10 protein-coding genes are annotated in these 11,864 nt (G+C 70.9%); 4 read left to right on the top strand and 6 right to left on the bottom strand.

What is annotated here, in order from left to right:
* The first annotated feature begins 10 nt into the window (after positions 1 to 10).
* The gene (locus ACIRC0_RS08960) at positions 11 to 1,783 is read left to right on the top strand and encodes a M16 family metallopeptidase (RefSeq protein ID WP_403613262.1); all 1,773 of its coding nucleotides are present in this window, start codon (positions 11 to 13) and stop codon (positions 1,781 to 1,783) included.
* A gap of 49 nt (positions 1,784 to 1,832) precedes the next feature.
* On the opposite strand, the gene glmS is transcribed toward ACIRC0_RS08960, so the two are convergent.
* On the bottom strand, positions 1,833 to 3,680 hold the full coding sequence (gene glmS, locus ACIRC0_RS08955) for a glutamine--fructose-6-phosphate transaminase (isomerizing) (RefSeq protein ID WP_403613260.1): 1,848 nt from the start codon (positions 3,678 to 3,680) through the stop codon (positions 1,833 to 1,835).
* Positions 3,681 to 3,930: 250 nt separating this feature from the next.
* Between glmS and coaA the strand changes: the two genes are divergently transcribed.
* On the top strand, positions 3,931 to 4,899 hold the full coding sequence (gene coaA / locus ACIRC0_RS08950; protein WP_403614668.1) for a type I pantothenate kinase: 969 nt from the start codon (positions 3,931 to 3,933) through the stop codon (positions 4,897 to 4,899).
* Positions 4,900 to 4,915: 16 nt separating this feature from the next.
* Entirely contained in the window at positions 4,916 to 5,863 is a 948-nt protein-coding gene (locus tag ACIRC0_RS08945) for a DUF389 domain-containing protein (protein WP_403613257.1), read from the top strand.
* Here ACIRC0_RS08945 and glmM read toward each other — a convergent pair.
* From glmM to rplM, 3 genes are all read right to left on the bottom strand, one after another.
* Positions 5,860 to 7,218, bottom strand: coding sequence for a phosphoglucosamine mutase (glmM, locus tag ACIRC0_RS08940; protein ID WP_403613255.1), 1,359 nt, complete (start codon positions 7,216 to 7,218; stop codon positions 5,860 to 5,862). The two genes, ACIRC0_RS08945 and glmM, sit on opposite strands and share 4 nt — an antisense overlap.
* Before the next feature lie 417 nt (positions 7,219 to 7,635).
* Entirely contained in the window at positions 7,636 to 8,148 is a 513-nt protein-coding gene (gene rpsI / locus ACIRC0_RS08935; protein WP_103837531.1) for a 30S ribosomal protein S9, read from the bottom strand.
* A 42-nt stretch (positions 8,149 to 8,190) separates the two neighbouring features.
* The gene (gene rplM / locus ACIRC0_RS08930) at positions 8,191 to 8,634 is read right to left on the bottom strand and encodes a 50S ribosomal protein L13 (RefSeq protein ID WP_200418844.1); all 444 of its coding nucleotides are present in this window, start codon (positions 8,632 to 8,634) and stop codon (positions 8,191 to 8,193) included.
* Positions 8,635 to 8,950: 316 nt separating this feature from the next.
* On the opposite strand from rplM, the gene ACIRC0_RS08925 reads away from it, so the two are divergent.
* The gene (locus ACIRC0_RS08925; protein ID WP_403613252.1) at positions 8,951 to 9,826 is read left to right on the top strand and encodes a hypothetical protein; all 876 of its coding nucleotides are present in this window, start codon (positions 8,951 to 8,953) and stop codon (positions 9,824 to 9,826) included.
* 391 nt (positions 9,827 to 10,217) lie between these two features.
* On the opposite strand, the gene ACIRC0_RS08920 is transcribed toward ACIRC0_RS08925, so the two are convergent.
* Positions 10,218 to 11,309 carry a sugar phosphate nucleotidyltransferase gene (locus ACIRC0_RS08920; protein ID WP_403613250.1) on the bottom strand — a complete coding sequence of 364 codons (1,092 nt, stop codon included), beginning with the start codon at positions 11,307 to 11,309 and terminating at the stop codon, positions 10,218 to 10,220.
* Positions 11,306 to 11,863 (bottom strand): GtrA family protein, encoded by a 558-nt coding sequence (locus ACIRC0_RS08915; protein ID WP_403613247.1) that lies wholly within the window; start codon positions 11,861 to 11,863, stop codon positions 11,306 to 11,308. The genes ACIRC0_RS08920 and ACIRC0_RS08915 overlap by 4 nt, the downstream gene beginning before the upstream one ends.
* Between the last annotated feature and the right edge of the window lies 1 nt (position 11,864).

Here is an 11,864-nt window from a genome sequence, read left to right as displayed (position 1 = left end):
GAGACGGAAGATGACCACGCACGACGCGACCATGAGACCTGAGGCCGCGGACCTCACCCACCTCGCCGCTCTCGACGGCGTGGTCGCCCACACCACCGTCCAGGGCGTCCCCGTCCTGCACGCCCCGCGTCCCGGCGACATCACCGCCGGCCTCTTCTTCCGCGTGGGTCGCGCCGACGAGACCCTGGCCACCTCCGGCGTCACCCACCTCGTCGAACACCTCGCGCTGCACCGCCTGGGCATGTCCGACGGGCACTACAACGGCGCCACGGCGAACACATACACCCTCTTCCACGTCACCGGCGGCGAGGACGAGGTCGTCACCTACCTCAACGACGTCTGCGCGGCCCTGCGCGACCTGCCGCTGGAGCGTCTGGAAACGGAGAAGGAGATCCTCCGCACGGAGGCCGCGAGCCGGGCGAACGGCGTCAACTCCCAGATGCCGCTGTGGCGTTACGGCGCCCAGGGATACGGCCTGTCCAGCTACGACGAACTGGGCACCTGGGGACTGACGGCCGACCAGGTACGGGACTGGGCCGAGACCCGCTTCACCCGGGACAACGCCGTGCTGTGGATCACCAGTGACCGGGTACCGGACGGCCTCGACCTCACCCTGCCCACCGGCAGCCGCATCCCGGCACCGGCCGCGTCCAGCGCGCTGCCCGTCACGCCCGCCTACATCCGCGGCGACGACGGCCACGTCGTCTTCAACGCCGTACTGCGCCGCTCCACCGCTGCCTCCGTCTTCGCCGACGTCCTGGGCCGCGCCCTCTTCCAGGACCTGCGTCACGAGGGCGGGTACTCGTACACGGCGGAGGCCGACTACAGCCCGCGCGACGCGGACTTCGCCACCCTCACCGCGTACGCCGACGCGTTGCCCAAGAAGCAGGCCGCGGTGGTCGGCGGGTTCGTCGACACGCTCGCCCGCCTGCGCGCCGGCCGTATCGAGCAGGCCGAACTGGACTCCGCGCGCGGCAAGATGCTCAAGCGGTACGACACTCCCGACCTCGGCGCCGCGCTGCTGCCGTCGTACGCGCTCAGTCTGCTGCTCGGCCACCGGATCCTCTCCCCCGAGCAGCACATGGCCGAGGTGCGGGCGGTCACGGTCGCGGACCTGCGCGAGGTCGCCCGTGAGGCCTGGGACGGCGGGCTGCTCCAGGTGCCCACCCGGGGCGCCGAGTGGGCGGGCTTCGAGCCCGCCCCGCAGTACTCGTCGTCCGCGCTCGCCGGTACCCGGCACCCGTCGCTGGAGGACGACGGCGTCACGCTGGTGATCGGCGCCGAGGGTGTGAGCCTGCTGCTGCCGGGCGGCCCGGTCACCGTGCGGTACGACGCGTGCGCCGCGATGACCACCCGCCCCGACGGGGGCCGCGTCCTGACCGGCCTCGACGGCTTCCGCGTGGCCGTCGAGCCGACCTTGTTCGAGGGCGTCACGGCCGAGCGGATCGCGGCGCTGGACGCGGCCGTCCCCGCCGCCGCGGTCGTCCCGCTGCCGGCCCGTGAACCGGAGCGGATCCCGCAGCCGCGCAAGCGGGAGACCACCGTGCCGACGGCCCGGGGCGGCGACAGCGGGAAGGCGGCGCTCCGGAGGTGGCCCGTCGGCCTGGTCCTCCTGGTGGCGCTGGACGTGGTGTTCGGGCTGGGGCTCCTGTTCGCCGTCGTCCGCCTGTCCGACGAGACCCACCCGGCGTGGAGCATCCTGGCCAGGGCGGTCCTGCCGGCCGCGGTGCTGATCCGCTACACCCACCGGGCGTACCGCCGCGCCAAGCTCGCCCGCGGCTGACCCCCGTGCCCTCCGGGCCCGGGGTGGCATCCACGCCGAGAACGTTCCCCTACTCCACCGTGACGGACTTCGCCAGGTTCCGCGGCTGATCCACCTCGTTGCCCCGAGCCGTGGCCAGCTCGCAGGCGAAGACCTGCAACGGCACCGTCGCGACCAGCGGCTGGAGCAGGGTCGGGGTCGCCGGGATGCTGATCAGGTGGTCGGCGTAGGGGACGACCGCCTCGTCGCCCTCCTCCGCGATCACGATCGTGCGCGCACCCCGCGCCCGGATCTCCTGGATGTTCGAGACGATCTTGTCGTGCAGGACCGAGCGTCCGCGCGGCGAGGGCACCACCACGACCACCGGCAGGTCCTGCTCGATCAGCGCGATCGGCCCGTGCTTCAGCTCGCCAGCGGCGAAGCCCTCGGCGTGCATGTACGCCAGTTCCTTGAGCTTGAGGGCGCCTTCCAGGGCGACCGGGTAGCCGACGTGCCGTCCCAGGAACAGCACCGTGTTCTTGTCGGCGAGGGAGCGCGCCAGCCGGCGTACCGGCTCCATGGTCTCCAGGACCCGCTCGACCTCGTCGGAGATCCTCGACAGGTCGCGGATGACGACGTGGATCTCGTCGCCCCACTTGGTGCCGCGCACCTGGCCCAGGTACAGGGCCACCAGGTAGCAGGCGACGAGCTGCGTCAGAAACGCCTTCGTGGAGGCCACCGCGACTTCCGGCCCCGCATGCGTGTACAGGACCGCGTCCGACTCCCTGGGAATCGTCGAGCCGTTGGTGTTGCAGATCGCCAGCACCTTGGAGCCCTGCTCGCGGGCGTGCCGCAGGGCCATCAGGGTGTCCATGGTCTCGCCGGACTGGGAGATGGCGATGACCAGGGTGCGCGGGTCGAGGATGGGGTCCCGGTAGCGGAACTCGCTGGCCAGTTCGACCTCGCAGGGGATCCGCGTCCAGTGCTCGATGGCGTACTTGGCGATCAGCCCGGCGTGGAAGGCGGTCCCGCAGGCGACGATCACCACCTTGTCGACCTCGCGCAGTTCCGCGGGCGAGATCCGCAGCTCGTCCAGGCGCAGCGAACCAGCGGCGTCGATACGGCCGAGGAGCGTGTCGGCGACCGCCTTGGGCTGCTCGGCGATCTCCTTGAGCATGAAGTAGTCGTAGCCGCCCTTCTCGGCGGCCGAGGCGTCCCAGTCGACGTGGTAGGAGTGCACGTCGGCGGGCCGGCCGTCGAAGCCGGTGACCGTGACGCCGTCGCGGCGCAGTTCCACCACCTGGTCCTGGCCCAGCTCGATCGCGGACCGGGTGTGGGCGATGAACGCGGCGACGTCCGAGGCGAGGAAGGCCTCGCCCTCGCCGACGCCGACGACCAGCGGCGAGTTGCGCCGCGCGCCCACGACCACGTCGGGCTCGTCGGCGTGCACCGCGACCAGGGTGAACGCGCCGTCCAGGCGCCGGCACACCAGCCGCATCGACTCCGCGAGGTCCGCGGTCACGGAGAACTCCTCGGCGAGCAGATGGGCGACGACCTCGGTGTCCGTCTCGGAGGCGAGGGTGTGGCCCCGTTCCTCCAACTCGGCGCGCAGCAGCGCGAAGTTCTCGATGATCCCGTTGTGGACGACGGCGACGCGGCCCGCGTTGTCGAGGTGCGGGTGCGCGTTGGGGTCGTTCGGCGCACCGTGGGTGGCCCACCGGGTGTGCCCGATGCCGGTGGTGCCGGTCGGCAGCGGCCGGTCGACCAGCTCCTTCTCCAGGTTGACCAGCTTCCCGGCCTTCTTCGCCGCGGCCAGCCCGCCGTCCGCGAGCACGGCGACGCCCGCCGAGTCGTAGCCCCGGTACTCCAGCCGCTTCAGCCCGGCCATCACGACGTCGAGCGCCGACTGCGATCCCACGTAACCCACGATTCCGCACATGATCCGCAGCCTACGGTCCGACGCCCGCCGATACCCGCCCTCGCGTGCCCGAAATCGGAAATTCCCACCGGGGTACGAACGCCGGACAGCCTCGAAGTGCACGGGTCGAAGCCGGGGTCGACAATCAGCCATCTTCGCCGAGTGGGTCACTGCACCGCCCATCCGGAAGCCGGGCGGCACGTGACGCAGCCCACCCCCCACCCCGTTCAAACTCCGTTAACAATGGACTGTGATCTCTCCGGTCTCCTCGATGCCCCGGAGCGCCCACCGGCCCAGGCCGGAGGCGACTCCCTACGTCGACCTCACCCGTGCCGAGTGGAGTGCGCTGCGCGACAAGACGCCGCTGCCGCTGACCGCCGAGGAGGTCGAGAAGCTGCGCGGTCTGGGTGACGTCATCGACCTCGACGAGGTGCGGGACATCTACCTGCCGCTGTCCCGGCTGCTCAACCTGTACGTGAAGGCCACGGACGGCCTCAGGGGCGCCCTGAACACCTTCCTCGGCGAGCAGGGCTCCCAGTCCGGGACGCCGTTCGTGATAGGCGTCGCCGGCTCCGTCGCCGTCGGGAAGTCCACCGTGGCCCGTCTTCTCCAGGCCCTGCTGTCCCGCTGGCCGGAGCACCCGCGGGTGGAGCGGGTGACGACGGACGGGTTCCTGCTGCCCACGCGGGAACTGCAGGCGCGGGGCCTGATGGCGCGCAAGGGGTTCCCCGAGTCGTACGACCGCCGCGCGCTCACCCGTTTCGTCGCCGACATCAAGGCCGGCAAGGACGAGGTGACCGCACCCGTCTACTCCCACCTGATCTACGACATCGTCCCCGGCCGGAAGCTCACCGTGCGCCGCCCGGACATCCTGATCGTCGAGGGGCTGAACGTCCTCCAGCCCGCCCTGCCCGGCAAGGACGGCCGCACCCGGGTCGGTCTCGCGGACTACTTCGACTTCAGCGTGTACGTCGACGCGCGCACCGAGGACGTCGAGCAGTGGTACCTCAACCGGTTCCGCAAGCTGCGCGAGACCGCCTTCCAGGACCCCTCGTCGTACTTCCGCAAGTACACCCAGGTCTCCGAGGAGGAGGCCCTCGACTACGCCGGCACCATGTGGCGCACCGTCAACAAGCCCAACCTGGTGGAGAACATCGCCCCCACCCGCGGCCGCGCCACCCTGGTGCTGCGCAAGGGCCCGGACCACAAGGTGCAGCGGCTGAGCCTGCGGAAACTCTGACGGCTACCCTGCGGGGATGCTGCATCTGCGTCTGATCACCCCGACCGAGCGTACGGCGGAGGCGGTACGTCTGATCGAGGGGACGGTCGGCACCGCGCACCTCGTCGTCATACCGGGTGCCGCCCGCAACCCCGCCGGGGACGTCGTGATGTGCGACGTCGCGCGCGAGGCCGCGGACGAACTCCTCAGCGCGCTCCAGGAGCTGGGGCTGGAGAGCACCGGTTCCATCGCCGTCGAGAACATCGACCTGTCGCTGTCCAGGCAGGCCGACAAGGCCGAGGCGGAGGCCCCGGGCGAGGGCGCGGACGCGGTGCTGTGGGAGCACCTGACGGAGGCCACGCACGAGGAGTCGACGCTGTCGATCACCTATCTCGCGTTCATCACGCTGGCCACCGTGATCGCGGCGTGCGGCGTGGTGCTCGACAACGCGATCCTGATCGTGGGCGCGATGGCGGTGGGTCCGGAGTTCGGCCCGCTGGCGGGGATCGGCACGGCGTTGGTGCAGCGGGCGCCCCGGCTCGCGCTGCGCTCGCTGACCGCGCTGCTGGTGGGGTTCGCGGTGGCGATGGCCGTGACGGTGGGGTTCAGCCTGTTCATGGACGCGGTCGGCCTGTTCAGCGAGGAGCAGTTGGAGAGCGCCCGGCCCAACACCGGCTTCGTCTACGCCCCCGACTGGTTCTCCCTCGTCGTGGCGGTCCTCGCCGGAGCCGCCGGCACGCTCTCCCTGACCTCCGCCAAGTCCGGCGCCCTCGTCGGGGTCGCCATCTCCGTGACGACGATCCCGGCCGCCGCCAACGCGGCCGTCGCGCTGAGCTACGGCGACACCGGGCAGACCTGGGGCTCCACGAAACAGCTCCTGCTGAACCTGCTGGGCATCGTGGTGGCGGGGACGCTCACGCTGCTGGCCCAGAAGTGGATCTGGTCCAGGCAGCGCGAACGTTCCCTGAAGGCGAGGCGTCTCTAGCCCAGCGCCGACTTCACCGCGTCCGCCAGCCGTCCCGCCACCGACCGCGCCTGGTCGATGTCCGCGGCCTCGACCATGACCCGTACGAGGGGCTCGGTGCCCGACGGCCGCAGCAGCACCCGCCCCGTCGCGCCCAGCTCCCGCTCCGCCTCGGTCACGGCGGCGGCCAGGTCCGGGGACGAGCCGACCCGGGACTTGTCGACGTCCGGCACGTTGACCAGCACCTGCGGCAGCCGCTCCATCACGGACGCAAGCTCCCGCAGCGTACGGCCGCTCTGGGCGACCCGCGCGGCCAGCAGCAGGCCGGTCAGTGTGCCGTCGCCGGTGGTGGCGTGGTCGAGGATGATGACGTGGCCGGACTGCTCGCCGCCGAGCGCGTAGTCCTTCTCCTTCATCTCCTCCAGCACGTACCGGTCGCCGACCGCGGTCTGCACGAGGTGGATGCCCTCGCGCTCCATGGCCAGCTTGAAGCCCAGGTTGGACATGACCGTCGCGACGACGGTGTCCGAGCGCAGCGCGGAACGCTCCCGCATCGCCAGCGCGAGCACGGCGAGGATCTGGTCGCCGTCCACCTCCTCGCCGGTGTGGTCCACGGCGAGGCAGCGGTCGGCGTCACCGTCGTGCGCGATGCCGAGGTCGGCGCCGTGCTCGACGACGGCGGCCTTCAGCTTGTCCAGGTGGGTGGAGCCGCAGCCGTCGTTGATGTTGAGGCCGTCCGGCTCCGCGCCGATGGTGACGATCTCGGCGCCCGCGCGCGTGAACGCCTCGGGCGAGACCCGGGAGGCGGCGCCGTGCGCCTCGTCGAGGACGATCTTCAGCCCGTCGAGACGGTTCGGCAGGACGCCCAGGAGGTGGGCCACGTACTGCTCGAAGCCCTCGTCGTAGGACGTCACCCGGCCGACCCCGGCCCCGGTGGGGCGGTCCCAGGGGGCGCCGGTGCGGTGCTCCTCGAACACGGCCTCGATCTTGTCCTCCAGCTCGTCGGCGAGCTTGTGGCCGCCGCGGGCGAAGAACTTGACGCCGTTGTCGGGCATGGCGTTGTGGCTGGCGGAGAGCATCACGCCGAGGTCCGCGCCGAGCGCGCCCGTCAGATACGCGACGGCCGGGGTGGGCAGCACGCCGACCCGCAGCACGTCCACACCGGCGCTGGCGAGACCGGCGACCACGGCGGCCTCCAGGAACTCCCCGGACGCGCGCGGGTCCCGTCCCACCACCGCCTTGGGCTTGTGGCCCTCGAACGTGCCCGCCTCGGCCAGTACGTGCGCCGCCGCGACGGACAGGCCGAGCGCCATCTCGGCCGTGAGATCCGCGTTGGCGACACCGCGCACGCCGTCCGTGCCGAAGAGTCGTCCCACTGTGGTGTCCTCCGAACTTGCTGCGAATGTGCGGCTCTTGCCGAGTGTCCGGACAGGGGCGGAATACGTACGTCCCGCCGACGTCGTCCGCCGATGTCACCCGGCTGTCGTAGTCCCGCGAACGTACAACCTGTGGACGTATGTGCCACAGGACACATGTCTCGCCGACGGGTGTCCCGCCGACGTGCGTCCCGCGGACGCTACGCCCCACCGGCCTACGTACCGCGGCCCTGTCCTGTGATGGCTTCCCCGAAGCCCCCGCCGGGACTGTCGGGATTGCTCCATAAGCCCCAAAAGCCGGTGATAAGCACCGTCCCCCGTAAACGAACCGCCCCGGCGGCACGGAACGTGCTGCCGGGGCGATGCGTGCATGCGCACAGCAGGCAGGGGGTCGCCCGCTGTGACCAGCGGACGCGATTAGCGCTTGCTGTACTGCGGAGCCTTGCGGGCCTTCTTCAGACCGGCCTTCTTGCGCTCGACCGCACGGTCGTCGCGGCGCAGGAAGCCGGCCTTCTTCAGCGGACCGCGGTTGTTGTCGACGTCCGCCTCGTTCAGGGCGCGGGCGACACCGAGACGGAGCGCACCGGCCTGACCGGAGACGCCGCCACCCGCGATACGGGCGATGACGTCGTAGCGGCCCTCGAGCTCGAGCACCTTGAAGGGCTCGTTGACCTCCTGCTGGTGCACCTTGTTCGGGAAGTAGTCCTCGAGCGTGCGCCCGTTGATCTTCCACTTGCCGGTGCCCGGGACGATCCGGACGCGGGCGATGGCGTTCTTGCGGCGGCCCAGGCCGGCGGCCGGCTGGGGCTCACCGAAGCGGGAGGCGAGGGACTCGGAGGTGTACTCACCCTCCAGCGGGACCTCGGTCTCGGTGGTGTAGCTGTCGATGTCAAGCTCTTCGAGCGGCTGCTCGGCAGTGGTCTCGGCCACGATTCTCCTCAGATTCTCTTCAGTCTTAGGGGGTGGCCGGACTTACTGCGCGACCTGGGTGATCTCGAACGGCACCGGCTGCTGGGCAGCGTGCGGGTGCTGGTCACCCTTGTAGACCTTCAGCTTCGAGAGCATCTGACGGCCCAGGGAGTTCTTGGGGAGCATGCCCTTGACGGCCTTCTCGATGGCCTTCTCGGGGTTGTTCGCCAGCAGGTCGTCGTAGCGGATCGAGCGCAGACCACCCGGGTAGCCGGAGTGGCGGTACGCCATCTTCTGGGTCCGCTTGTTGCCGGACAGGTGGACCTTGTCCGCGTTGATGATGATGACGAAGTCACCAGCGTCCACGTGGGGCGCGTAGATGGGCTTGTGCTTGCCACGCAGGAGAGTGGCAGCGGTGGTGGCCAGACGGCCCAGGACGACGTCCTGCGCGTCAATGACGTGCCACTGACGCGTCACATCGCCGGGCTTGGGGCTGTACGTACGCACGGTTCGTAGCCTTCGCTTCTTCAGTGAGGTTCCTGACAAGGTCACCGAAGACGATCACGACAGCCCTGACCGCACAGCGGTGACGCAAGCCGCGTGCTGGTCGCTGGTCATCGGCCCGGTGGACCGGTGTAAGGGCCCCTCACGTGAGAATGAGCAAGCCAATACACACAACGAACAGCCAGGATAACGGCGCCCATGAGAAGGGTCAAAACGAAGCCTTCGCCGCGGTCGCGCCTCGGGGCCACCGGCTGTGCGGTTGCCGCAGGGGTTACCGAACGGGAACAAGCGTGCCCCTGGCCCGTCTAAGATGCGCCGCATGAGTTATGGGCAGGGGGAGCCCCAGTGGGATCCCTGGAAACCGAGTTCCCAGCAACCCCAGTGGGGCAGTCAGAGCGGTTCGCCGGACTGGGCCGCGCTCGCCGAGGCCTCGGAGGCCCGCAACAAGCGCCGTCGGGTGCTGATGATCGTCGGCGGTGCCCTGGCCACGGTCGGGATCGGCGCCGCCGTCGCCGTCGCGGTGGTGTCCGCGAACGGCGGCAGCGAGGCGTCGAACAGGCCGGCCGGCGCCCTGCCGAGTACCGCGAACATCCCTAGTGGGAGCGCCGACGCCGCCCCGTCCTTCGCGCCGACCTCGGCCCCTCCGCCGCTGAACCCGATGGACTTCATATCCAGCGCGAAGAAGGACACGGCCCCGATCAGCGCGGACACGCTGTTCCCCGGCACCCAGCTGACCGTGGGCACGAACGTCTACAAGAAGGGCGCCACCGCCTCCACCACGAACTGCGCGTCGGCCGCCCTCCGCACCTTGCCCGCGGTGCTCACCAGGAACGGCTGCACCCGCCTGATCCGCGCCACCTACACGAAGGACGGCGTCGCGGTCACGGTCGGCGTGGCCCTGTTCGACACCGCGGCCAAGGCCACGAAGGCCAGGCAGGAGGCCGACAACAAGAGCATCATCGCGTCGCTGAGCGGCCAGGGCGTGCCCGCGTTCTGCCGTACGGCCATCTGCCGCTCCACGACCAACACCTACGGCCGCTACGCGTACTTCACGCTCGCCGGGTTCACCAACGGCAAGGACGTGACGACCAAGGACGCCAAGGTCTTCCAGGCCGGCGACGACCTGGCCGAGTTCGCGTTCCGCCAGATCCGGCGCCGCGGCGAGGCCCAGGCGTCGGCGGCGGCCAACCAGTGAGCAGCCACCCCGCCGCCGGGGCCGAAGCCGCCGGGCCGGTCGGGGAACCGGTCCGGCCCGGCCGGCGGCGGCCCACGCCGAGCTGACCGACTGCTCCGGCACGACGGCGGTACGGCACGACGGCGGTACGGCGCTACGGCGGTACGGGGCGCTACGGCACTACGGCGGTACGGCACCACAGCGGTACGGCGCTACGGCACCACGGCGGTACGGCACTACGGCACTACGGCACCACAGCGGTACGGCATCACGGCGCTACCGCATCCCGGCCCCCACGACCGGCGGGGCCTGGCCGGGAAGGCCCGGCTGTGATGCCGGACACCCGCACGGCCGGCCACCTCGGGATGGCCGTGCGGGTGAGGGCTCGGCGGGCGCGATGCCGGGCCGGGGGTCAGCCGTGGTGTGTGGGCACCGAGACGCGGACCGCCCGCTCGGGCAGGTGGACGCCGCAGTCGACGCGCACGCCCGCCGGGACCTCGTTGTGCGGCCCCAGGTGCGCGTGGTCCCCGACCACCGCCTCGACGACGCTGGTGCACTCGCCGACGACCGCGTCGCGCCCCACCACGGACCGCTGGACCAGCGCCCCCCGGCCGATGCGCGCCCCGGGCAGGACGACGCTGCCCTCCACGACGGCCCCCGCCTCCACCACGGCGCCGTCGCACACCGCCGTGCCTTCCGTCAGCACCGCCAGCGGGTCGACCCGCGCCCCCGGCAGGATCAGCGCGTCCCCGGTCGGGCCGGGAAGCGCGGGCGAGGACACGTGGCCGCGCACCAGGTCGGCGGACCCGGTCACGAAGGCCGACGGCGTACCGAGGTCCAGCCAGTACGTGTCGTCGACGACGCCGCGCAGGAGGGCGCCCGAGGCCAGCAGGCCGGGGAACGTCTCCCGCTCGACGGAGACGACCCGGCCCTCGGGGATGGTGTCGATGACGGAGCGGGTGAAGACGTAGCAGCCCGCGTTGATCTGGTCGGTGACGATCTCCTCGGGGCGCTCGGGCTTCTCCAGGAACGTCATGACCCGGCCGTGCTCGTCGGTGGGGACCAGCCCGTAGGCCCGCGGGTCCGCGACCCGGGTCAGATGCAGGGTGACGTCGGCGCCGGAGGCGACGTGACCGTCCCTGAGGCCCTGGATGTCGAGACCGCTGAGGATGTCGCCGTTGAAGACCAGGACCGGTTCGTCGGGGCCGCAGGTCAGATGGCGGGCGGCGTTGCGGATCGCGCCACCCGTGCCCAGGGGCTCGGTCTCGGTGACGTACACGAGTTCCAGGCCCAGTCCGGCGCCGTCGCCGTACTCCCGCTCGAACAGCTCCGCCAGGTAGGACGTGGCGAAGACGATCCGGGTCACCCCCGCCGCCGCGGCGCGGGCCAGCTGGTGGGTCAGCAGCGGCACACCCGCCACGAGCAGCAGCGGCTTGGGGGTGAAGGTGCACAGCGGATGCAGCCGGGTGCCCTTGCCGCCGACGAGGAGGATGGCTTCGCTCATGATGATGTCCTCTCGGCGGAGAAGCTGAAGTAGGTTTCGGCGGGCTCGGCCGGCGGTGCGTGGAAGGCGGGCGCGGCACCGTGGGAGACCGCCACGGTGTGTTCCGGCGGGCGGCCGGCCGTCTTGAAGACCCACGTCCGGTAGGACCAGAAGCGGAAGAGGGTCGCGATGCCGATGCCGAGGAACTTGCAGATGTTGTTGGCGAGCGTGCTGTCCCAGCCGAACGCGTAGGTGGTCACGTAGAGGACCGAGTTCTCGATGACCAGGCCGACAGCGCTGAAGAAGAGGAAGAGACCCAGCTCCTTCTTCTGGCCGCTCCGCTCCTCCTGGCCGCGGTCCCGGTAGGCGAAGTACCGGAGGCCGATGTAGTTGCCCATGATGGCGACAGCGGTCGCGGCCACACTCGCCCTGACCGTCTGCCAGTGGGCCACGCTTCTGATGAGGTTGAAGACCGCGAGGTTGAGTACGAATCCCGAGAGCCCCACCAGGCCGAACTTCGCGATCTCGCGGTACAGGTTCCCCAGCCGCGAGGGCAGCGCGTGCCGTCCGCTCATG

Source organism: Streptomyces sp. NPDC093984 (assembly GCF_044764595.1).
Classification (GTDB): Bacteria; Actinomycetota; Actinomycetes; order Streptomycetales; family Streptomycetaceae; genus Streptomyces; species Streptomyces cynarae.
Note: the sequence above shows the minus strand (reverse complement) of the source record. Positions and strands in the feature narration are given on the sequence as shown.